This is a genomic window from Pedobacter mendelii, from assembly GCF_014635725.1.
Classification (GTDB): domain Bacteria; phylum Bacteroidota; class Bacteroidia; order Sphingobacteriales; family Sphingobacteriaceae; genus Pedobacter; species Pedobacter mendelii.
The window spans coordinates 127,358-152,737 of sequence record NZ_BMDJ01000011.1; the positions used below are offsets into that span (position 1 = coordinate 127,358).

15 protein-coding genes and 1 tRNA gene are annotated in these 25,380 nt (G+C 38.0%); 3 read left to right on the forward strand and 13 right to left on the reverse strand.

Going from position 1 to position 25,380, the window contains the following annotated elements; translation table 11 throughout:
* Positions 1–148: 148 nt before the first annotated feature.
* Positions 149–222, forward strand: a tRNA-Ile gene (locus IEV50_RS17065).
* A 185-nt stretch (positions 223–407) separates the two neighbouring features.
* Here IEV50_RS17065 and IEV50_RS17070 read toward each other — a convergent pair.
* The gene (locus IEV50_RS17070) at positions 408–821 is read right to left on the reverse strand and encodes a hypothetical protein (RefSeq protein WP_188416667.1); all 414 of its coding nucleotides are present in this window, start codon (positions 819–821) and stop codon (positions 408–410) included.
* Between the two features lie 378 nt (positions 822–1,199).
* Here IEV50_RS17070 and IEV50_RS17075 point away from each other — a divergent pair, with 378 nt between their 5' ends.
* Positions 1,200–1,532: a hypothetical protein gene (locus IEV50_RS17075; RefSeq protein WP_188416669.1), complete on the forward strand. Its 333-nt coding sequence runs from the start codon at positions 1,200–1,202 to the stop codon at positions 1,530–1,532.
* A 62-nt stretch (positions 1,533–1,594) separates the two neighbouring features.
* Complete coding sequence (locus IEV50_RS17080; RefSeq protein ID WP_188416671.1) at positions 1,595–2,194, forward strand: hypothetical protein; 600 nt, start codon at positions 1,595–1,597, stop codon at positions 2,192–2,194.
* 150 nt (positions 2,195–2,344) lie between these two features.
* On the opposite strand, the gene IEV50_RS17085 is transcribed toward IEV50_RS17080, so the two are convergent.
* The 12 genes from IEV50_RS17085 to IEV50_RS17140 all read right to left on the reverse strand — a co-directional run bounded on the left by IEV50_RS17085 (position 2,345) and on the right by IEV50_RS17140 (position 25,369).
* Positions 2,345–2,767: a hypothetical protein gene (locus IEV50_RS17085; protein WP_188416674.1), complete on the reverse strand. Its 423-nt coding sequence runs from the start codon at positions 2,765–2,767 to the stop codon at positions 2,345–2,347.
* 416 nt (positions 2,768–3,183) lie between these two features.
* Complete coding sequence (locus tag IEV50_RS17090) at positions 3,184–4,182, reverse strand: hypothetical protein (protein WP_188416676.1); 999 nt, start codon at positions 4,180–4,182, stop codon at positions 3,184–3,186.
* Positions 4,183–4,310: 128 nt separating this feature from the next.
* Positions 4,311–4,556 (reverse strand): DUF3253 domain-containing protein, encoded by a 246-nt coding sequence (locus IEV50_RS17095; RefSeq protein ID WP_188416678.1) that lies wholly within the window; start codon positions 4,554–4,556, stop codon positions 4,311–4,313.
* Between the two features lie 96 nt (positions 4,557–4,652).
* Complete coding sequence (locus IEV50_RS17100) at positions 4,653–6,050, reverse strand: DASH family cryptochrome (protein WP_229746778.1); 1,398 nt, start codon at positions 6,048–6,050, stop codon at positions 4,653–4,655.
* Positions 6,051–7,118: 1,068 nt separating this feature from the next.
* Positions 7,119–9,068, reverse strand: a complete 1,950-nt coding sequence (locus IEV50_RS17105) for an OmpA family protein (protein ID WP_188416680.1) — start codon at positions 9,066–9,068, stop codon at positions 7,119–7,121.
* 47 nt (positions 9,069–9,115) lie between these two features.
* Positions 9,116–10,129: a PorP/SprF family type IX secretion system membrane protein gene (locus IEV50_RS17110; RefSeq protein WP_188416682.1), complete on the reverse strand. Its 1,014-nt coding sequence runs from the start codon at positions 10,127–10,129 to the stop codon at positions 9,116–9,118.
* A 55-nt stretch (positions 10,130–10,184) separates the two neighbouring features.
* The gene (locus IEV50_RS17115) at positions 10,185–17,081 is read right to left on the reverse strand and encodes a T9SS type B sorting domain-containing protein (protein WP_188416683.1); all 6,897 of its coding nucleotides are present in this window, start codon (positions 17,079–17,081) and stop codon (positions 10,185–10,187) included.
* A gap of 476 nt (positions 17,082–17,557) precedes the next feature.
* Positions 17,558–18,862 (reverse strand): sigma-54-dependent transcriptional regulator, encoded by a 1,305-nt coding sequence (locus IEV50_RS17120; RefSeq protein ID WP_188416685.1) that lies wholly within the window; start codon positions 18,860–18,862, stop codon positions 17,558–17,560.
* A 545-nt stretch (positions 18,863–19,407) separates the two neighbouring features.
* Positions 19,408–20,709 carry a sigma-54-dependent transcriptional regulator gene (locus IEV50_RS17125; RefSeq protein ID WP_188416687.1) on the reverse strand — a complete coding sequence of 434 codons (1,302 nt, stop codon included), beginning with the start codon at positions 20,707–20,709 and terminating at the stop codon, positions 19,408–19,410.
* Between the two features lie 246 nt (positions 20,710–20,955).
* Positions 20,956–22,923 (reverse strand): OmpA family protein, encoded by a 1,968-nt coding sequence (locus IEV50_RS17130; protein ID WP_188416689.1) that lies wholly within the window; start codon positions 22,921–22,923, stop codon positions 20,956–20,958.
* Between the two features lie 94 nt (positions 22,924–23,017).
* Entirely contained in the window at positions 23,018–23,986 is a 969-nt protein-coding gene (locus IEV50_RS17135) for a PorP/SprF family type IX secretion system membrane protein (protein WP_188416691.1), read from the reverse strand.
* A 90-nt stretch (positions 23,987–24,076) separates the two neighbouring features.
* The gene (locus tag IEV50_RS17140) at positions 24,077–25,369 is read right to left on the reverse strand and encodes a T9SS type B sorting domain-containing protein (RefSeq protein ID WP_188416693.1); all 1,293 of its coding nucleotides are present in this window, start codon (positions 25,367–25,369) and stop codon (positions 24,077–24,079) included.
* Positions 25,370–25,380: the final 11 nt, after the last annotated feature.

The window sequence follows — 25,380 nt, forward strand, 5'->3', positions numbered from 1 at the left end:
GTAATCTAAAAGAAATTATTAATGTTTTTGTTTTTAAAAAACAGCAATTACTTGGAAATGATAATATTAAAAAATTTTGTGAAAAACTTTTTCCAAATTTGAATCCAAATTTGTAACATTGCACTCGCAAAAAACAATAGTTTTTTCAGGGCCTATAGCTCAGTTGGTTAGAGTAGAAGACTCATAATCTTTTGGTCGCTGGTTCGAGCCCAGCTGGGCCCACAACCCTTCAGTGAAAACTGGAGGGTTTTTTTATGGCTGAAAATGCTTTATTGGCTATGTTAATTAATACGATGCTTGGTGCTAAGCTTGGATGGAGAGTCTGATGTGTTTAGCAAAAATGTAAAACAAAAAAAATGGGTGTCTCAACGACGCCCAGTAAATAACATGATTGGAAGTGGATAGTACTATTTGGTCATTCCCATTTGATCGACTTGTTGTGACTCCCCTTTCGCAAGTGAGAAAGTAAGTTCTTTCCAAGCTGTTCCTTTTACTCCTTTTAGAATTACGACATCTTTTGTTTTGGCAATTGTAAACAGAAAGTTCGCTAACTTTGGATCGTTGCCTGTAGACTTATCAATCTCGGTCATGCCATACTCATCCACAGCTTGGGGACGATAATTGTTTATTGTAAAGCTTAAGTTAGTCCAAGCACTTCCTTTTAAGCCTTGAAGTTCCAAGCCTTTGTCGGTGTTCTTGATAGTCATTTTGAATTCCTGTAATTCGGATGGACTTTGCGTGAACGATGAAGTTGCCAATAAAAGCATTACCGCTAGTGACGATTGCACAAACACATAGATTGATTTAAATTTGATTTTCATTTGAACTATAATTTAGATAGGTGAATATACAGAAAGTCAATCAAACAATCAACTTAAGATTTAAAATGATTACGAAATGCGAACTAGGAAAATGTGTGAGAATCAGAAGTTGCAAAGCAACGGGATTCGATTTATGTTTTAACACAAGCGCAGCATTTTCGAGAAACGCACCGCAAACAATAAAAAAGCTTTAATTGCCTTATAATAAGGCATATTGTTATTTGCATAAAGAAAAATATCTATATCGAAAATTCTGAAACAAAACAACTACCAGGCTTGTATATCTTATCAAGAACGAAGACTTAATCGTACACGCTTATGCATCTCAGAAATTGTAGAATCGTTTTATCAGTTACTTTATTTACCTGTTTATTTTCGATGGTAAAAATTAACGCTCTAGCCCAGGAAATCAGAGCCGTTAATAAAGAAGAAAAAAAGGTACTGACACTTGTTTTGGCCTTACCCGAAGTTCAGGAAAAAGTGAAACTAATCAGGCAACTAGGCAATGGCAAAAGCCAGCTATCTTTAAATGTTAGTGCCTTACCGGATATTTATATCCCATATTACCAGGTGAATGTGATCAATCCGGCACCTTCGTATAAAATTCTGTATCAATTTGCAGTTGACCCTAAAACTTATCAAATCTACTATTATGACCCTATAAAAAACCATCAGTATACTTTAGCTGATTGGAGAAAAATGAGAAAGTAAGGCAATTTATTTAAGAAAGTTATTCTACGCCATATTATTAGTGCTAAACGCTTAAATAATTAATGAACATGCTTATCATCAAAAAAAGACCTTCAATATACCTGGCGCTTAGCCTTGTTTTGCTCTGTTGCTGCAGGGAGGAAGTAAAAAATAATCCGAATAAACCTCTCAACCCGATAATCCTTACCCAAACACCTGATACACTTGTTTACCAGATAGTGGGGGTATTACCAGATGCTAATAGATTGAAAGCAGAAAAATGGGCTTCAGAAAAGTATGGATTTAAGATAGACCACTCTGGCTGCGAAACCAGCGATTCAATCGCTTTAGCTACTCAAAACAATAACAGAATATTATTTGCCTGGCTCAACAAACGGCATCAAATCCGCGATGAGCAAGCATTGCTGGAAGAGATGGTACAATATACTTATGCACTTAAAAAAATCCATTTGATACTTGATGGCTTTTTAAAAAAGATAAAAATAGGTAGCCGCAAGAATCACCATGCAGACCTTTTCTTCGCTTATACAGATAGTACGCAAAAAGAATTTATGGTAAAGGCATATGATTTAGATGGCACCACGGGTAAACACACCGGGAATGCTGTCGTATTTAGGGTGAACATCGCCTCAAAGACTTTCGTGGCTAATCCTGATGAGTAGAAATTTTTGGAATTGATTTATTAAATGGCTTTTTGGGATGCTGGGTGGAATTTTACTCTCTATTTTCAGAAGAATAGCAGCAGAATTCAACCTTAGATGCTCTTCATCAGATTAAGTTAAATCAATACTCGTGGTTCAGGTGAACACGATTTAAAAAAAGATATCTATATAGTCTGTCGTTTCACCGTCGCAATTGAGCATCTGTTGCAGCCTCCAGTATTTTCTTTTTCCACTGGCCTTAAAAATGGAAAGTCCATTGAATTCACAAGGCTGTCCACCATTGATGAAACTGATTTTCGAAACTATTTTTCCATTAAATTTCAACGTGCTTCCCTGGTTCAGGATTGTTCCTTTAATGGATACATTATCATGGGATTTTGGATCCTTCTGTTCACCTTCAACGCTGTACTCGTCCTTTCCGATTTCTTTTATATATACGCTTCCGGGATTGTTTTTGTTAAAAGTTATCCACTGGATAGTGAATGAATGCCACCCTGTTCGCACCGGCTTAGGTTGTGAATGGGCTGGTAATGAAAGAAAATAAAAAAAAGTAATGATTAACATGTATTTCATCGCGATAAAAATAGTGTTTAATTAAAAAATGCTTAGGATTAAGGGCGCTTCTATTTCCATAAAAAAGTTAGGTAAAATCAGATGGCTGTTAAATAAAAATTCATTGTTCTATCAAGATTCCATTGATTGCAAGGCACTACAGTTTAATGATAGAATGATATTGCCGATTGAATTTCCATAATATGTGGTTGAATACTGATCCGAAAAGCTATTTAAAGGCGCACTGATAGCTTTCCCATTAATGGCTATATTGAACGTGATTTTAAAGCATGCATCCTCCTTAGCCCGACTTCTATGGAACAACACAATAACAGAGAATAACATTAGCACAGTCGTAACCAGATTTTTCATAAGGGCGTAAGTTTCTTATTTAACAATTTGTTATAAACTTGGCCGCAACACACAACGGTATTAAATTAAACGATGATGCTATTAACCTCAGCAACGAACCGTTCTACTTTTCGGGTACTAAAAAAGCTTTGTAGCACTATTACAACCTCCTTTTGCGATCCGGGCTTCAAGAAATAAGCCCGAACATCGGTTCCCGAGTAAATGAAGTTTGTCGATTTTCTTACCGTTTGCAGTCCGTTAAAGTCATCAAAAGAGTAGCTACAATTGCCGAGGCCAGTAGGATTTGTTCTTGTGAGCAAACGGGAATTTATATCCAGTCTTACATCTGTAAAACCAGCAAGCATAATGGCAGGGCCGCCTATGAGGGTTAAGAGCATAAAGCATATTCGACCAATTGTCCATCCATCGCCTAACCATGCGCCCGGCGTAAGTTCATGAATACCGATAGCCAATAAAGCCAGTCCTAATATAAGGCTTCCAAACTTATTCTTTTTTACGATATAAGCACTACCCTCCACATTAAAAAAAGTATAGCGTTCTATATTAATGGGTTTAAAATCTTCAGGACCATCATGGGCCTCAAGATAATGATGGATTGGCGTTATCACTTCATCTACAAATGCGAGGGCATTCGGATCATTATTTTTTCCGTAAGCACAAGATACAAGCAGGCCTTTCCCATAGCGATTATCCTTTTTGAATACCCGGTAAGTATAGGAACCCGTGAGATTGGAAACGGGATTGATCCCATAAATATGAGAAAATGGTATAGTGCTTATCGGGAGAAAACCCATCAGTTTTTTACGCATTACCCCTTCATTAATATCAAACTCGATAGAAGTTCCTGCCCAACCTACGAAAAGTGAAATTATAACGATCAACACCAGGAGTAATGGCAACGATGAACCTACAGAATTTTGAAGATAATAAATGTAGACTAAATATCCCGCAGCAAAGATGATCGCCAATATACTGGCTAAAATATACGAAAGACCATAGGGATAAACGGTTACACGGCCTGGCTCAATGCTCCAGCGGGTTTTAGATAATGATTTAAGTGACATGGGCGTTACATTTTATATTATGAACACTTTAAGTTTGTTTTGGTTTGAGCAGCAATATAATTTTGAAAGCAGCTCCGCAAAAAGCCATCAAATGATTTCCAGAAAAACATCAAAATCTATAATAAGATTCAATTGATTTTAATACGAACAGGCCCTTTAATATGATTTACATCAACAGGTACCCCCTTTTGGGTTATGATTACTTTACCCTGATTATGCAAATTAATCGCAACATCAAGAACATTTTTCATATGCTTACGCCAGTCATCAGGAAATAGCATGCGGGCAATTTCAGATGGACAAGTACTTTTCTCTGGACCGCGATAGATAGTGATAGACATAATTATTTCTGATATATCTGAATGCGCTTGCATATACTTATAACAAGCAAAATTAACTATTGCTTCGGCAATGTATTAATAATTTGCCTATCCAACTCAATTTATTGGAAAATGTAGAACGTACCATATCTAAGGTGATATTTTCTCTATCAGGTTAATGGCTCTGGTCCATTTTTTATATATTTCAATCGGCTTGGGATAATCGGGAATGTCAAATTCCCAGGGGATGAGTACCTCTATATTATTTCTGCCCGCAAGCTCGGGTATCCACTGCCGGATAAAGTCTTGTGACTTATATTTATTCGATTGGTGTACAGGATTGGTATACCAGATTTCAAATGCCTGCATATGCCAGTTCATCCAATTTGAGCTTACATCGTAATCTATAAGTTTCGACTCAAAGTAAGCTGCGCCCCAGGTCCAGTCAATCTTTAAATCATGCACAAAATAACTCGCACAGTTTACCCGTCCCCGGTTGCTCATATATCCCGTTTGGTTCAATTGTCTCATGTGCGCATCAATAAATGGAATTCCTGTATTACCTAAACACCATTTTTCAAATTTCAGCGGATCATTCTCCCAAAAAATATCTTTATTTTTATAACCTTTTGTTAGAAAGATAGAACTTCCGAAACGCATCCCCTTAAAAGTAAAATAATCCCTCCACACCAGTTCAAAAATGAGCCACCAGGTACTCTGGTTTTTTTTAATCTGCGCTTCGTATTCCCTTACCCGTTCATATATCTCTCGAGCGGAAATACAACCTAGTGCCAGATAAGGCGAAAATTTCGAACTGTAATCCAGGCCATCTGATTTATTTCTGCTCCACCTGTACCCTGTCAAAAGCTCGGATTTAAAAGTATAATATTCAAGTCTTTTTAGTGCTGCTGTTTCACCGCCCTCAACAAATGGCTTGCAATTTTCGTATTCTTTTTTTGTAAAACCATAGTGCTTGTAAGCGGGGAATTCATTTGCTTTAATGTGAGTAGCGGCCTTTAAATGATCAGGACGGCTAAAAGTTTTCCGGGACTCAGCCGCTTTGCCGGCAGGAATTCTGTAAGCTTTGCTTGTTAGCGGAATTTTGGATATTTCAAAAGGAATATCATCTTTATGGTAAAGCGTTTTGCCCCAGAAAAAATGAAACCTGGTTTTAGGTAAGGCTTTCAAGACCTTAGCAACTAAAGTGATTTCGTAACTTGCATATTCCTTTTCTGCATATACATCAGTAATGCCATATGCCTCAACCAGCCCGGGCAAGGTAACCAGCGCAGAGTCCACTCCAACAATCAAATGACCGCCCAGTGACTCCAGGTTTTTCTTTAAATCAAGAACAGACTGCTCCATGAATTTAAATCTGATTATATCGGATCTTCGAAAACCAAAATCCAGTTTTTCAAAGTCTTTCTTTTCGATACAATAACAGAAAACCAGATCACTGCATTCCTCTAAAGCCCTTGTTAAAGCTTCATTATCGTGCAATCTCAAGTCATTCTTAAACCAAACTAAGCCCCGTTTCTTCATCTTCATAAAATTTTCACCTCAATTTTGTGGTAAATCCCCTAAAATAATAGTACTAATTATCCTTTCCATTCAGAATTTATGCACGATTAACAAACATAATATGTAGATGAAAGTTCTTATGATTTGGTTCATTTCAACGCTTATCTTATAAAAAACGATACAAGTAAGGCGTGATTATAGGGCTTATGCTGACCTATAGTCAGCCATTCTGTGGAGAAAGGGTGATAAAAAGGCATTCACAGAAATTTATACCCTATACGGTATTCAACTTAATAGTTCTGTCTATTCCAAGTTTTACCAGATGGATGAAGTGAGGAATCTGATTAAAGATTTTTTTTTAAAATTAGGAGACCAACATATTAAATAAGAATCGCTTTCACAGACTTATTTATTTCAGACTAAATGAAAATCCATTTCTCTATAGTAATTAACTTTATTAGCATAATCTTTTGGTCGCTGGTTCGAACCCAGCTGGGCCCACAAATAAAAAAAGCCCTTTAAGTTTCCTTAAAGAGCTTTTTTACATCTTACAGTTCGATTTTCTGACTCATTCCATCTTATTTTTCCATATTCTTTTACTAGGCTCAACAACATTTTTTGATTAACTCACTATAGAAAACTTGAGGAAACAAATAAAGTATAAAAAAAATCAAAGGCAATGAAATTGAGGTTGAGTATGGGAAAATTCCAATTGGTATCAGATATCGCAGTTTAGTTTTGGGTAACATAAAAGCGAATTAAAGAACGAAGCAAAACCAAACTATAAATGCCATAACAGCTTTCGAAATTAATTTTTGAAGGTTGCCGATACAAACCTTTTTTCCACATTACTATATCCAGAACATTGGCTACACAAATATCCTATTCAAATTATCATAACTGCTAAATATTTATCAATATTATAGACTGAAAGTAACATAAAAATTCATTCAAAATTAATTAATCCTCTTAAAGAAATAGGGATGGGCATGTCCCTATCAAACACGCCCTTAGCAGGCTAGATGGCATCCCTTTCCACTCTAACGGCTTTCCCTACAACATATCTATCGGAATTAATAATTTATCAGCTTTTTTTTAATATTTCAAAATCATAAATTCAGTACGTCTGTTAGCCTGATGTTGTTCTTCAGTACATTTTATACCGTTACTGCATCGGTTAAGCAATTTGGTTTCGCCATAGCCACGATAAGTCATTCTGCTTCTTAATATACCTCTGCTCACTAAATAATTAACGGCTGATTTCGCCCTTCGTTGAGATAAATCGAGGTTATAGGCATCTACACCACGGCTATCTGTATGAGAACCAAGTTCTATTTCCAGAGTAGGATTATCACGCATAATTTGTACAAGGCCATCTAAAATTTTAGCTGCGTCTGGCCTGATGTTATCCTTATCAAAATCATAGTGGATGTTTTCCAATACAATAATTTTTCCGACTTCAAACAACGGCTCTAACCTAAGGATTACTTTTAACGTATCTGATTTTTTAATGCCTTTGGTTGATACAAATGCAGAATCGCTAAAAAACTTCTCTTTTTGGCCTACAACCTGATAATCGGTTTCTTTGTCTAATTCAAAAAAGAAAGTGCCTTTATCCGTGGTACTTTGTTTAGCAACCACAAGCTTATCGCCTTTGTATAGGGTTACATTAGCTTCAGGAATATTTTCCAGTGTTTTTTTGTTAATTACAATTCCGCTAAGTGCCAATATTATTTTCGGCTTAATGCTGTTGAAACTATAAATATCATCTCCACCTTTTCCACCTTTCCGGTTAGATGAAAAGTAACCTGAAACTGCATCATCAGTTAATTCAGTAGGGTTGAATAAAAAATCATCGCCGGCAGCATTTATCGGATACCTTAAATTTAACGGTTTAGCCCATTGGCTTTTGCTGCCTTTTGAACTAAAAATATCTAAACTACCCATACCTGGCAGGCCATTACTCGAAAAATAAAGGGTACCATCAAGGGCGATTGTTGGGAACATTTCATCTCCAACCGAATTAATAGTAGCACCTGCGTTTTGAGGAATCCCCCACTTGCCTTCCTGATTTAGTTCACTGTACCAAATATCGGTACCACCCTGACCGCCGGGCCTATCAGAAACAAAATAAAGCGTTTGCTCATCGGTACTTAAGGCCGCATGACCGACAGAATATTTTTCGATGTTGTTATAAGGAAAAGCCATTGCATCCCAAACCCCATCTTTTAAAGTATAGATGTAAAGTTCCAGATTTTTATTGCGAAATTTGAGTTTATTTTCTCTGCTAATCTCGCCATCCTTTCCCACATAAGTTCGGGTAACAAACAACGTATTGCCCAACTTATTGCTAGCGACCGGACCAATGTGATAAACACCATCATTATAGGTTTCTTTATTTATAAAGGCATTATTTAAAACGTTATCTGATTTTTTTTCTGCATTAAAAAGGCGTAGGTATGGATTACCCGTACGGCTGTAAACTTTTTTTAATAGGTCTGCGCTAGGCTCTCCGGTATAAAAAACCTGCCCTTTAACCAATGTAACCCCAAATTCTGATAAAGGCGTATTGATTAATTCTTCATTGCTAATTTTATGGTTTGTTGGTTTGGCCAGCCATAGTTGTGCAGAATCACAACCTTGTATTTCATTCGAAACGTGGTTTAAATCGCCGGTTTTTTCAGCGTATTGCTGGAGCACTTTTTTAGCTTCGATGTATTTCGAATTTGATTTTAACAAGCGCCCATAAATTAATAAATTTTCAGCCTTGCTTTCCGGGTATTGAATCACTCTGGCATACCAGTTCTCTGCAGACGCATAATCATTCATCTTTAAATAGCTGTCGGCCAACCGCTCTACATCTTGTAATTTAGGGTTTTTAACATCGGTTAGTTTAAGGTAAATGGGTACCGCATTCGCATATTGATAAGAAACATATAGCAAGTTTGCCTTTTCCATTAAACTGAGTTGCTCTTGCCCGTAACTGGCTGTATAACTTCCGAAAAAAGCTAAAACAAGCATTAATATTGTATATTTTCTATTCATGATCGTAATCGTTTTTTAAACTTTGAGCATATTAATTATCATCACTTTTAAAAAAAGCGTGGACTAAGAATTCGATTTGTTTTGGATGGAAAGGTTAAACCAAGTGTTATTTCATGTGTACCGTTTTGAACACTGCTTAACCCACTTATAATATAATCGTAAGAGTACCCTATCCGAAGACGATCATTTGCGTAAAACTGTATAATGCCCGAAACCGAGTTTGAATTACTTAGGGTTTGTCCTTTTCTATATTCTTTATCCCATAGGTTTACGCCTGTGCGGTAACCGCCACCCAACCAGAATCGATTATTAAAAATAAACATGGCGTTTAAATCCAGACTGCTTGGGCCTTTGAAATCTTCTTTCCAAAGTAAACTTGGACGTAATTTAACCTGCTCAGAAAAATTAAACAACGTACCTGCAATTACATATAAACTGCGTTTTCGTTTAAGATTCTGAACCGTTCCTGCATCCCAGCGGAAAATACTGTTGGATGCATCTCCTGAAATTAAATCCATTACCGAAGCACCTAAATACCACTTTGGATTATAGTAGTAAATACCAAAACGTGCATCAGGAATGTAACTGGTAATCATACCTGATGGCAAAGACTGATCGCCTGAACTAATTGGGTCGAGTACTGCGCCATCTAAGCCGTATGCGGTTAAACCAGCCGCTATACCAAAACATAAACGTTGTGCATCTGCTGCATCCAACCGGATCCGGTAGGCATAATTAAAATAAATAGAATTTGCCGATTGTGGCCCCAGTTTATCTGCAGTAATTTGTAAACCCAAACCCATTGTTTTAGTATCATGGTTAGTTAAGCCATCTATAGAAACTTGCCCTGTTTTCGGTGCCCCATCTATGCCCGTCCATTGCGCACGCAATGCCATTTGTGCAAATAGTTCTTCTTTATAGCCTGCATAAGCAGGGTTTACGCTCAGCGAATTAAAAATGTACTGCGAAAACTGGATGCTTTGTTGTCCAAACGACAAAGCTCTACTGCTTAAAATTATGCCAATAATTATAATGATTCTTTTTATGCTGTTCTTCTTCATAATCTGATTTTTAATATATTGGGCTTAAACTTGTTAAGCCCAATAGTTATTTATCTTAATGTTTTAACAATACCCAACCTTTATACAATTCTTCTTTTATACCCGTTTTAAGTCTAATCAGGTAGTAATAAGTGCCTTCATTTAGGCCATACCCATCCCAGTTGTTCTTATAATTCGGATTTTTGTAAACCTCGTTACCCCAACGGTTGTATATGGTTATGGCTGCATTATCATAGGCTTCTATACCTACAATTTCGAAAGTGTCGTTTTTACCATCTCCGTTAGGTGTAAAAACATTTGGTATTTTTAATTCATTCGGTACAATTGTAATGGTTACCGTGGCTACATTGCTCCAATAACCTGCTGCATCCTGTACACGGTAAGTAAAACTGTCTTCACCAATGTAGCCGCGATTTGGTGTATAGGTAACTGTTCCATCTGGATTTATTTTTACCGTACCATGTAACGGATTGGTAAGCACCTGAACTGTGTTTGGAACAAGAGGACTATTTGTTACTCCTGGGTAATCATTAGCCAATACCGGTATCAATACCGCAGTATTTGCTTTTGTGGTTGCCGCATCATTTACGGCAACTGGCGGCGATGGTACCGGAACAGGTATAACTGTACTCGTATTATTGCCCATATCCGGATCGGTTTCTTTACCTGTAATTACCGCTGTATTTGTATAGTTGCCAGCAGGTAAAACTTTAACCGTTATGCTTAGCATTACCTCATCCCCACTGGCCAGGGTTCCGATTAACCAGGTACCAGAAGCATTAGAAAAAGTGCCGGCACTAGTATTCGAACTTACAAAACTGTAACCTGTTGGTAGTATATCGCTAACAGAAACAAGATTTGCATCACTAGGGCCATTATTTTTAGCTTTAATGGTAAAGGTAAAATTGGTTCCCATTACCGGAGCCATGCTGGATGCCGTTTTAACAATACTTAAATCAGCAACACGCGTAACAGGTGTCAGCTCATTATCAGAATTATTATCGGGAACCGGATCAGTTACGCCGTTTGGTACAGTTACCGAAACTGTATTAATTATTGTGGTTCCATCTAAAGTGGCTGGTGCAACGATACCGCTTACCCTAATTATCGCGCTGGCGCCCTTTGGTAAATCGGCATCAAGTTTAAATGAGCCATTATTGTAGGTACCGTTTGTTGAGGTAAAAACGACATTATTTAAAGCGACAGGTAAAGTCTCGGTAACTTGAATCACTTCATTTGCAAATAGTGAACTCGGTCCATTATTAGTAATTGTAAGTGTGTAGGCTAAAGCTTCGCCAGCTACAACCGTAATTTTATTAGCCGTTTTAACGATGCCTAAATCTGCCACTCTATTTACAGGGGTGATTATTGTAGCTGTATTATTATCAGGTACGGGATCTGTTACCCCCGTTGGAGCCGCAACCGTTACAACATTGGTTAGACTGTTCGCATTGTAATTTGCATCTATTGTACCTGCAATGGTAAAACTTATTTGCTGCCCGGTAGCCATGGCAGAAGCTAAAACAAAAGTATTAGCAACTGCATTATAGGTACCACCTGTTGAAGAATAGGTTAAGTTATTAAAACCTGCAGGTAGTGTTTCTGTTATTTTTATAGCCTCGCCAGGCAATAAGGTACTTGAACCATTATTGGTAATGGTAATGGTATATTTTAAGGCATCACCGGCAATTACAGAAGCCTTATCTGCAACCTTTGTGACCGATAAATCAGCTGCCCTGGTTACCTGAGTAGTTACTTCTGCGTTGTTATTATTCGGGTTTGAGTCTGTAACACCTGCTGGAGCCTGAATAGTAACTTTGTTTAACAGACTTGTTCCGGCAAAACTGGTAGCAACGGTGCCTTTAATTGATAAAGTAACAACCTGACCAGCGGTAATATCTGTAGCCAAGGTAAAAGTATTAGCAACTGCATCATATATCCCACCGGTTGCTGTATATATCAAATTCGTAAAAGCAGATGGTAAAGTTTCTGCTAAACCAATTGCTGCTCCTTTTACCAAGGCACCAGGACCTGCGTTTTTAATGGTAATCGTATATGTCAAATCTTCACCTGCTGTTACAATCGTTTTATCAGCAGTTTTTTCAACACTTAAGTCGTTTTCTAATATGTAAGCTAAAACAACATCATCAGAAGCCGTACAGCTACCATTCGTTAATGTCCATCTTAGTGTTACTGTTTGTCCGGCAACTACATTTACTGTGGTATTGTAATTTGTCGGATTTGCAATTGTCGCTTGTGCAGTGCCTCCTGATGGGATTACCTCTGTCCAAACACCAGTTTGTGGTGCTACAGGATTGGTACCCGCTATAGTGAACTGGCCGCCTGTATAAATAGTTTGGTCTGCTCCTGCTGTTACGATAGGTAGGGCATCTACTTTAACAGTTATTGCCAAACGATCGCTTTCACAAATAGCACCTTCAACAAGTTTGTTTGCTGCGTAGTATATTGTACCATCTACCAAAGCAGCAGTATTTGCAATTGGTGTGGTGCTTGTAGCGCTATCATACCAGGTAATGACTCCTGCATTAGCTACAACAATTGAAGCTAGCGTTGGTGCAGTGCCATTACAGAAAGTTTGATTTGCTGTACCTGTAGGCGCAGTTGGCTTAGGTACAATCAAAATAGTGCTTTGGTTCTCAACACTTAACTGGTCTAGTTGACATGGAGTGCCTGTACATATACTCTCTGGTGAGAAGGTAGTATAAGCTGATTCATATATCGGACCAAAATCAGTGTTACAAGCTAATGTTGTTGCATTTGCATACACAATTTTGGCATTAACAATTTTAATCTCAGCACCAACCACTAAATCCTGGGCAAGTTGGAATTCATATCCCTTTACAGGATCTAAACCTATATAAGTAGCTTGTGCTACAGGTACAAGGTCTTGTGGATTGCCCACAAATGCCCAACCCGAAGGTAGTTTAACATTAAATTTATAGGCAGTAGTAGCTGGATAATTATTCACCCCATCACCTACGTTCTTTAAAGTGAAGTTATAGTTCGCAGTTAAATCAGTGCCTGCTGCTGTTAGATCTACCGCTGCAGAAGAAAGCGTAATGCTTAACTCTGGTAGGTTTGTTGGTGCACCATTAATAGTTACACGGTTTGATGAAGCGGTATTGGTATTTACAATATCAGAACCACATCCATTTTTACCTGTAGCTTTAAAACTAATTAGCTGTCCACTTTTAAACGTACAACCTGAGGTAGTTAAATCAAATTTCAACAGAAATTTCTCTCCATTTTTAAGTGCTGGGATATTAGCTACAGGAATTGTAAATACAATTGCACTTGTTGTAACACCTACATTTGGATCTGCAACCGCAATATATGCACCCGGAGTAGCTGTAAAAGCATTGGTTAACTGAAAAGTACCTGGCACATAACTTAACCCACCTGCTAATGGTAATGGGACCGTTACCTTTAAGGTTGTTGCATCGCCCAAACCTGCATTGTTAACTTGTATTTCGTAAGGAATATGCTCACATAGTTTTGGCCTAGCAGTACCTGCATTTTGGCTAACTATACTGGTTTGCAAATTGGCAAATACAGGAGTATAATTTAAGGTAGTTATCGCTGTACTACATGTAGCCGAAGTTACAGAACTAGGATAGCCGTTACAATCTGCACCATATACTAAACTGATATTACCTGCATCACAATTGTTGTAATTTGCAGTAACTAGATAGTATTTACTACCTGCAGGGCTAGTAGTAAAATCGCCCAGTTGGAAAACACCGTTTACAGCAGTACTTGCGACACCCACTGTTGTGGTACCATTTAAATCGGTAACCTGTTGTACTGAAGCAATAGTCGCACCGGCTGTTGCTGTAGACTGACCCATCCATACATTACCGAAAGTACGGTATGCTGAAGAATTATTTACCTGTACTACCCATTTAACTTGGTTACTTGTTGCCTGCACATTGGCTTGGGTTACTGTAGCACTTAATTGGTTATTATCAGTGTTGTAGGTCATCCCTAGCTGCCCTAAAGATACTTCTGGCGAGTTTCTAAATTGAACTTCTTGATAATTAGGGAACCTATGCCAGAACGTGCCTGCCATGGTACCTTCAATTAAAATGGTTTCGTTGCTGCCTGTTGATTTACAAGTTGGCTGTACCATTGGCCAAACCCTTACTTCCCAGCCTTCATCTAAATAAGCGCCACCCTTTAAATCTTTAATAACCTGCTCTACATCTAAGGTATAGTTACCATTAGATACCGGGGCTGGCAAAGTAATGGTTTTAGTCAAATTGCCTGTTATAGAATTATTATTAATATCTACCCTAGCCCCTACCAGCTGTAAGCCAGCAGGCACAGTAAATATCGCTTTTTTAGGAATAGCCACCTGCCTAAATTCATTAGGGAACATATTGTTCATACCAAATTCAACTTCTCTGAATAAGTATAAAAAGCTTGGTTGGGTTTGTGTATTTGTAATTGCTGGATTACAAGAGGTAATGTTTGTAGCAGCACCAGCAAAAAACTGTAACCAAGTTGGCCCATAATAACCTGTAGCCCTAAAGTTACTGCCACATGCATAACCAGTGCCACCAGCATTTAGGGTGTATATTGTAGGGAATTCTTTAATACCCGTTGCCGAGTTGATGAGTTCTCTTGGTTGAATTTGCAATGAAGAAACAATCACGTCATTATCCTGATAGGCAAAACCTACAGGTAAGTTATTAGTGCCTGTTAATAGGTTAATTATGCTTAAATCAATACTGAAATTATTTGCAATACTGGTATTAATGGCTAAGCCAGTTACCGTATATACATTTGCACCCCTGGTAATGGTTACCTTACCTGTGTTAGGCACCGCAATTGATGCCAGTTCTGCTGGCGAGGCCACAGAGAAAGCACCTGCAACCCAACCACCTGCCGGTGTTGCAGCACCATTAACAACTTTACCCGTTTGTGATATTTGTACCGTATCTGTACCAATAAAATAACGCGTAGCAAAATTAGCTGGAGGGTTATTAGGATCTACAGCCGGCGCAGACAAATCTGGAGTTCCATTATCAGGGTTTGTAGCTACCTTACCGTAAGACATTCTTTTTAAAGTAGCATTGCCATTATCTAAACCTCCGTTTACACACACACCAGGACAGTGCGAGTTTAAGTTAACAGTTTGGCATTGAAACTGTACCAGATCTACACAGCCACCTCCTTTGTTTAATTGGCCTGTTACCGAATAACTTGCCGCTGGACTAACTGCACAGCTCATGGTTACTGGAAATTGCAAGCGGAAACCACCTCTTTGTGGTCTAGTATTCAGCGGCCAATCTGCAGATCCATAAGTAATTCTAAGTCTATACTTACCGCCACCTAGATCAGTGATCGTAGGTGTTAAAGAAAGATTAGCATTAGGTTCTACCAATTTGATTTGCGACATGTCGAAACCAGCTTGCAAAGAACCAGATAACTGTAGTATAATGTCTAAATATGCACCAGCCTGAAGCTCTTCTGGCGGAAAATCCCAATTAAAGAATTTAAAATCTGCATTATAATTATTTAAAACGTCAACCTCCCCAACATTTAATCCTCCAAATGCATAATGAGCATCAACATTAGTTTGGTTAAATGGAACTAAAATATCTGGATTAACACCAGATGTAATACAAGCATCCCTATTTTTGTACGAACCTCTAAACGCAGTGTAAGATCGGAAGAAGGCAGTTAAATCCTCTGCACAATTAGCTACTGGTGCCGCATAATATTGTTTAAATCGAATTTCTTTAGATTCGCCCGGCGCAAGGTCTGGCACATTGAACGAAAGTTGCCATATTTTTCCTTGGGTACCAAACCATGTAGAAGTATTGGCAATATATAATACATCTGCAGCATTGACTCCCACAGATACCCCATCTACAGTAATACTATTCTCGTTAAAATAGCTACTGTGATGATCAGTAGCACCATCAACTGTTAAAAATAACTTTGTTGCAGATGAATAACCTGTACCGTTATTGGTAATTTTCCAAACAAATTCATACTCCTGGTTAAAACAGTTAATTGTAGGCGTAGTAATTACAGTTACATCTAATTTGGGCTGTATAGATTGATCAATACTGATACCCGCCGTTACTGTACCATTGGCATTACCTAAAGTACATTTGCCTACACAACCATAATAAGTATCAAAAGTAGTTTGCAGTTCTGCACAGGCATTAATTTTTACGGTTTCTGTTAAATTAACCGAAGCGCCTGGAGCAAGTGTTGCACCGGTATAAATATATTTATTAGGGTTGGTGGCATCTACTGTCCAACCGGCAGGTTGTGTAACACCTGTTACCGCTAAACTAGCACCCAGAGTGCGCTCTACAGTAAAGCTGTTAATTGAGCCGTTACCATTATTAGTTATTTTAATGGTACGAGTAATGATAGAGCCAATTACACCTTGAGAGGCATTTGGGTTAACTTCTATTTTTAAAACCGCAAAATTTACGTTTATAATTTCACTCTGCCCTGTTTGCGATGAGGCAGAGCAACCATTTAAGGTGTAGGTTACTGTAGGCTGTGTAGTTGCCAATGGTATGGCCTCACAATTTGCCCTTACCTGGTAGGTTATCGTAACCAAATCTGTAGATGGCCCAGCCGAAATAGCAGGTAAGGTTAAAAGTGCCCCTGTTGCGGTTACATTGGTTTCGGCCAATGCGGTTGCCCCTATTTTCGCTGAGCCTGCAACATATTCAAAGCCAGTTGTTGGCAATGCAATTTGTAACACACCCCCATTACAGGCTGCTGCGCCTTTTGCTATGTTTACGGTAAAAGTACCATTTGCGCCACAGGCATCAAGTGCTGGTATTGCACCGTCAGTTTTCAATGTCTGCGCCATAAGTTTGTCTGGATTAAATGCCAGCAAACACAGCAACACGAATAATAAGGAAACAAATTTTTCGTTTTTGTAGAAATGTCTCTTCATAAGAACTTATTTTATTAATTTATAAATCATGCATAGTTGATAACCATGCCAACAATAAAATAATAAACCATAAGTAACTCAAAAACAATATATTAAATAAAAAAAAGTAACAAAAAGATAGAAAGACACACCCCCGAAAATCGTTTGGTTTTGAAGCACCTCTCTCAAAATTGAACGATTAATAAAAAATTTATTAATATTTTGCTATTTAACTGTTGCACTATTAAATCAGCTGAATGGTAGACTGTCGAAGGAACTTTAAACCTGCATTATAAGTGGTTAAACAAGCTCAACGTAACAAGCGCCAATAATAAATTAACTCGTGAAATAACTTCGAGGTGAATAAGTTAAGTTCGTTTCGCCATGCACATCGGTCAGATCTATATGAGCATAATATTAATGGAACACTCTTTTTAGAAAGCAGGTAAAAAATGAACATGGGAATGCTATTCAGATAAACTCAAGCAATCAAAAAACTAATATTTTAAGCCTAGTTTACGATATAGCGTGGCAACGGAAATGCCAAGTAAGCGGGCCGCTTTTACTTTGTTACCATTACATTCTTCTACAATGTATTTAATGTGGTTAAGTTCAAAATCTTCCAAAAGTGATGAGTTTCTTGATTTGTTTTCTTCATTTAATTCCAGTAAATCTATCGTAAGTATTCCTGAAGATAAAATTAGTGAACGCTCAATTACATTAATTAACTCCCTTACATTTCCAGGCCAGGAATAGGCACTTAAGGCATTTAAAAATGCGGTTGTAATTTTAGGAACAGGCATTTCCATTTTCGCAGCCAGTTTAGCAATGTAGTGTTTTGCAAGTAAGGGAATATCAGTAGCCCGTTCGCTTAAACTAGGTGTATAAATAATAAAAGCTGCTATTCTGTAATACAAATCTTCGCGAAAACGTCCATTTTTTACAGCTTCTAATAAGTTTACATGCGTAGCCGCTATAATTCTGCAATTTGTATAAGAGGTTTTAGTATCACCAACTTTAATAAAACTTCCATTTTCGAGTACCCTTAGTATTTTGGATTGCAATAAAAGACTCATGTCGCCTATTTCATCAAGAAATATAGTTCCTTTGTTAGCTTCTTCAAATAAGCCTTTTTTATCTTTTACAGCACCAGTAAAAGCACCCGCTTTATATCCAAAAAGCTCGCTTTCTAATACTTCAGCACCTAATGCACTACAATTTATAGCTACAAATGGCTCATTTACGCATTCGCTGGCTTTATGGATAGCTTCTGCCAAAATATCCTTACCAACACCTGTATCACCCAATAACAAAACATTTGCATAAGTTGCAGCAACTTTAATTCCAATTGCTTTAATTTTTTTAATGGCGGCAGATTCACCAATAATCGCATCAAAACCTGTAGTATTAATATTTTTTTTTGATTCTTGTATTTGTTTAACGGCCTTGCTCATCGCCTGGGCGACTAAAAAAAACAATTTTTGTGGAACATCGCCCTTAATCAAGTAATCAAATGCACCGTTTTTAATCGCTTTTATACCATCGTTTATGGAGGCCCGCCCAGTAAAGACAATGATTTCCATGTGCGGACTAGTCTTTTTTATTTCAACTATAAAATCAATACCATCACCATCAGGTAATCCGGCATCTATTATCGCAACTTGAATGTTTTTTTTTAAAAATTTTCTGGCTTGATCTATCGAACCTGCTTCAAATACCGTATAACCTTCGGTTCGTAAAACTCTTGCATATAGATTTCGTTGATTTTTCTCATCTTCTAAAATTAGAATCGAATTGAGCATATTGTACTTTTTTGATAGTTGATGACGGCTTAAAAAATTTGATATCAAAATCATGCCATCAACAAAAAGCAACACATATTATGCTTAAATTCAGATACTTAAATAAAATGAAACAAATACTTTCGATTGAATAATATGTTTATATTTGATAATGGGATTATCAAATATATACGAATTAAAGCGATTAAGTTTAATTCTTAACTTAGGGGAAACTTTCTTTTGCATCTCTGCAAACCTGAATCTTGATACATTTAGATATTCTATTAACTGCTTTTGAGAAGAAGGAGCAAGCAATCTAATTATAGATCACTTTTATTACAGTTAATCAAATCCAAATTAATTAAGAGCCTCTTTAAATTTATATGACGAAATGTTTATCGCTTATTTTTTGAGCGAAACAAGGCAAATGCTGTAGAGATAGCTAGCCTATTTAGAAATATTTAACGATGTTGAAGCCAAAAAGAAGGCTAAACAAATTATTTAGCTAAATTTTAAATAGGCTCTGAGGTATTAAAAAGAATATTGCTTCAAAACTATTATGATAACTATCCTATTTTTTTATAAAGTGTTGCAATTGAAATACCTAGTTTGCGTGCCGCCTTTCTTTTATTACCCATGCAATCAATAAGGATATTATTAATGAACCTATGCTCCATAACCTGAAGAGAACTGGAGATATTTTCTTTTTCGTTAAAATCAAGCAAATCTAAAGTTAGTGAACCTGTAGATAAAATCATGGCTTTTTCTAAAACATTGGTTAGTTCTCTAATATTTCCTGGCCAATTATGATTTATTAAACTATTCATAAATGGGTCTGTAATTATCGGGATTGGCATGTGTAGACGCTGTGCTATTTTGCGAACGAAAAAGACGGATAATTTTGGTATATCGCTCAACCGTTCTCTTAAAGGCGGAATGTTAATAATGAATGATGAAATTCTGTAATAAAGGTCTTCTCTAAACTTACCCTTTTTTACAGCATCAAGTAAATCAACATGCGTGGCGGCTATAATCCTACAGTCGGTTTTAGCTGTTTTAGTATCGCCCATTTTGATAAAACTCTTGTTCTCTAAAACCCTCAATATCTTCGATTGCAAAAGTAGATCCATGTCTCCAATTTCATCTAAAAATATCGTTCCCATATCTGCCTCTTCGAAAAGCCCCTTTTTATCTTTCAATGCACCTGTAAAAGCACCTGCTTTATAACCAAAAAGCTCACATTCGAGCATTTCCTGACCAATTGCGCTACAATTTATCGCGACAAAAGCATGTTTTGATCGGCTGCTACCAGAGTGTATGGCTTCGGCCAAAATATCTTTCCCTACACCTGTTTCGCCTAGTAATAATACCGTAGCATTAGTAATAGCAACTTTTTCACCTAAAAACTTAACTTTTTGTATGGTTTGAGATTCGCCGATAATGGAGTGAAAGTTACGTAAGCCGCCAATCTCCGTAAAACGTAAACTATCGTTAAATTTTTCTAACACAATTTTCATTGCCCGCTCGATTGACACAATTAGTTCAGAGAAATCTTCACCTTTAATTATGTATTCCAAGGCACCGTACCTAATTGAACATACCGCATTATTTATAGAGTTGTTATTGGTAAACAACACAATTTGAGTATCAATATGTTGCTGCTTTATTTCTTTTATAAATTCAATGCCACATCCATCAGGTAAATCGATGGCTAAAATAATAACTGCAACCTGACTGCTCTTAAGAATTGCTTTTGCACTTTTTATGGTGTCAACTTCTGTTACGCAGTAACCTTTAGCCTGCAATAATAGCCGGTATTTTTTACTTTGATCTAAATTGTTTTCAATAATTAAAATTTGATTAGACATGTCAATATGGTTTGAGAAACGTGATTAAGAAGGTTACTGTTTTGAATAACAGTATATAAGATTTACTAATTTCCAATTATGCATCATCAATAAACAAATAACTACACGCTAATTTACAGCTATTAGATGGACTTGATTGCCAGCGTAAAGCCACCATTCAAAAAATGAGAAGACAAAATTTCCTCCTTTTCGGTGCATCCATTCTGTTTTTGCAAATAGAATGGATGCTTAAATGCCGATTCTATTTTAATATTTCACTATGGTAAACTCCGTCCTTCTGTTCAACTGATGCTCCGCTTCGGTACACTTTACTCCGTTTGTACACTCATTCAGCAGGCGACGCTCCCCATAGCCTTTTGCCTCAATCCGGTTTTTGTTGATACCTTTATCAATGATATACTGAACGGCCGATTTTGCCCTGCGTTGCGATAGCTGCTGATTATACACATCACTCCCACGACTATCGGTATGCGAACCAAGTTCTATCCAAATCGTCGGATTATCATTCATAATTTTTACCAGTTTATCTAGTTCTATCGCTGCGTCTGGTCTTATGTTATCCTTATCAAAGTCATAGTTGATGTTTTCCAATCTGATGGCTTTGTTCAGTTCAATCCGTTCCAGAAAAAGATCTTGTTCGAGTACTTTAGAGCTGTTCATGTTTCTGGTCGTTAGGCTTGCTGCTTCCGAACGGAAATCTGTCTTTTCTCCAGTCAATTTATAATCAGATGCCTTCTCTAAATTAAATTTGAAGCGGCCGTCATCACCTGTCTGCACTTTTAATATACCGCCATTCAATTGGTTCAAAGATATAAGTGCATTACTTAATGGCAGATTGGTCTTTTTATCATATACCTCCCCAATTAGCCTAAAGGCCAGTTGCTTTTGCTCCATAAAACTATAGATATCATCCTCTCCCAATCCATCTGTTCTGCTGGAAGAAAGATAGCCTGTATCCTTACCACTAAAGTTGAATGCAAAATCATCCTGTGGCGTGTTTATGGGATAGCCCATATTGCGGGGCTCGCCAATTTTTCCAGAAACAAGTGTGGCCTTAAAAATGTCAAGTCCACCCATACCTATCCGGCCATCGCTGCTAAAGTATAGATTGTTTTCAGCGTCAACGGACGGGCTTCTTTCATTGTATTCACTGTTTACTTCCTTTAAATTAATTGGCATGCCCCAGTCTCCGGCACTAGTTTGATGTACTAGATACAAATCGGTACCTCCCTTGCCGCCAGGCATGTTAGAAGCGAAATAAAGCGATTTTCCATCTTTGGTAATATAAGGGTCACCAATAGAATACTGATTAACATTGTTGTACTTAAATGCAACTGGTTTTCCCCAAGTTCCATCCTTATCTTTTTTACTGGAATAGAGCTCCACATTCACAGTAGCTAGTCTGGCGTTAAATCCCTTCACTTTTTCATATTCTGCAGTATTATGGATCTTCGTTAGGGTAAAATAAACTTCATTCCCATCTCCTGTGAAGCTTGCCGATCCAATATGGTATTGTGTGCCTGCATCGAAAGGAAAAAGCTTTATACTGTCTGTACCGGATTGTGTGTAGAGCCTCAGGTAGTGATTACCTGTCCAACCATAAATGTTTGGATCCGGTTTCCGGGCACCATCAAATTTTAAAAAGGGGCGGGCTGGCGACTGCTTACCTGGGTTCACGATGCCTCTGTCCGAAATGAAGATAACCTGGTCACCTTGCCTTATCGCCCCCCAATCTGATTGTGAAGAGTTCAATATCCTTACGTTGGTAACCGAATAACTGCTTGGTTCCTTCATCCATTTCAATGCCGAATCGCAGGATAGAAGCCATGTACGCTTTTGCGTAGCAGTAATGTCTTTATTACTTTCTGCATACGCCTCATATTTCAACTTGGCCTCATTGTATTTTGAATTGCCTTGCAGTGCTTGAGCGTAATACAATAAGTTAATCGAGGCGCTGCCCGGCAGGCTTGTAGCAGTAGCATACCAACGCTCCGCTTGCATATAATTATTCTGTTTTTTATAGCATTCACCCAGCCGCTCAGCGGCATAAAGTGTTGCCTTCTTTTTGTAGGCTTGTTCATAAAGATCAATCGCCTTTACATAATTAAAAAGTTCATACTGCTTATCGGCCTCGGTAAGCACGTACTGTGCCCATGTTTTATTATGTATGCCGATGGCTAGCATTATTGTTAGACAAAGTAAAAGTTTCTTCATTTTTTTTGTTTTTGAGGTATCAGTTAATTACCATTTAAGGGGTGCTTTACTTTTAGCCTCTGATTTATATTATACATCTCCTCGCCTGCATTTACTAGAAGTATCTAGGTGTTAACATCCTTGTGTTCTTCTTGTTGAAGAAATAGCTAATCGATATTTCATGAGTTCCGCTACTATAACCTTGCAATGGTCCAATCGAAAAATCGTAGGCATAGCCAATCCGGATGTTCTCCGTTGGTAAAATTTGTACTGCAGCAACTGCGGAGTTTAATTGACTTAGGTCTTTTTGAAGATAGTTTTTGCTATACAGCTTTACCCCTGTCCGGTAAGATCCGCCAATCCAAAGCTTTTCGCCCAGAATAAGAAATGCATTCAGATCAAGACTGGTCGGGCCGCCCCTATCGTCTTTGAGGAGGAATGAAGGTTTTACCAAAAAGTCCTGGCTCAGCGGCAAAAGTATGCCTGCTGTTAAATAATAATGAGGCTTAGGCTGTGGAATGAACGCATATCGGTCTATATCGATGTACTGAGCAACCAGGTTATCTGCCGAAAAACCAGCATAAAAGCGGTTATTAGCAAAATAAACACCAGCCCTCGCATCAGGAACAATTGTACTTTGCAGCCCTACAGGCTGGAAAGGTTCTGGGTCGTTTGGGTTCAACAGTGCCCCGTCTATACCTAGTTGCACCGCGCCAATCCCAATACCAAAGGCAAGCCTCGCGCTGCCATCACTATTCATCCGTAGCCGGTAGGCATAGTTTCCATAAACCGCCTCGTTTCGCTGGGCGCCGAGCCGATCGCTCGATACCTGTAATGCAAGCCCAACATTTCCATCATTCGCAATCGCATCAATAGCCAGAGACATCGTTTTAGGTGCCCCCTGAATGCCCGTCCACTGCGTACGGTAGAAAGCGTGAAAGTTAAGCTGCTCCTTGTAACCTGCGTAGGCAGGATTAATGTAGATGCCATTGAACATATACTGGCTAAACTGTGCATCCTGCTGTCCATTTACCAACTTGGCGTATAGCAAAAACACGCTTAATATGTGTAATATTTTTTTCATTTATCTTTTTTTTCAATTGCCAATTTCCATTTCCCGGTTTTGAATTCGCAGTTACCTGTTTTTATTTTCGAAATTTCAACCGAAAACTGCTTATTTCTTAAATGTTCTAATCAAGGTTATCCATCCCTTAAATACCTGCAATTCAGAAGCAGAATTTTCCCTTACCTTAATTAAATAATAATAAGTACCCTCGTTAAGTCCCGTACCGGTCCAGTCGTTATTATAATTGTTTGATTTATAAACCTCGTTGCCCCAACGATTAACGATTACCAATTCATTTTCGGCAAAAAGTGCTAATCCACGGATTTCGAAACTATCGTTTGAACCATCTCCGTTTGGTGTAAATAGGTTTGGAATAAATAAAGTGGTACCAGAAACAGCCAGTTTGGTAAAATATCCGCTATTGGCAACCGCATCAGCAGCTATCACAACATCGTTACGGGTATGCACTCCAACAGATGGATTTGTACCCTTAAGCATATCCCATTTTGTACCAGTAACATACCTGGAGATTGCAGCGTTGGTATCTTTAAACAGCAATCCGTTCGTATTGCTGTTGTGCTGCAAAACCAGGTTGGTGTTAAGTACCGAAGAGCCGTAAATATGCCAGGTTCTGTCCATACCTAATGCCTGGTTAGGGATGGGCTTACCTGATGCAAAATTATCCTGAACACTTACATATAGCTTACCAGCTGAAGCTGGCGTAAGTGTTGCCGGGGTAAAATCATTTTCGGCAATTCCAACGGGGAAAACAAAATTACCCGAGCCGCTGTAATCCTTAACAAGATGGCCTATAATACTATTTCCCGTTACTACCATCCGATCCTTGGAATAATTTATCAGCTTTCCGGGAGTTCCGAAGGTTAAATTATGACCGTTAAGAATAATATCCGCCCGATCAACGGCCATATCGATTGTGCCGTCAATGTTTAATGAGGCAGATAAAATCCCTGCGGGATTTGTGGTACCATAGCCAGGATCGGTTACATCGGCTAAAACAAAATTGTCATCGTTACGATGTTCGACTAATAAGTTGATGAATGCACCATTATTTCCATCAATATTGGTTGCGCCCGAAGCCATGCTCGTATAAAAAGGATTATTACCTGGATTATAGATTACAATTTTGCCTTTGCCTGAAAATGTTGCACCCGGGGCAATCCAAATATTTTTACTATAAATTTCTAACGTACCATCAATTGTCCAATTGGCATTTGGCCCAAAAAAACTGCCCTCCGAAAAACGGGTTTCGGTTGTGCCAGCAGTAATGTTTACTGTCGAGTTATCGACCGTTGTACTACCCGCTCCTGTTTGTGCATTTATGTGCATCGCTAAAAACAATAGCGATGCAATAAAAGGTATAGGATATATATATTGTTTCATGCTCTTTTTTT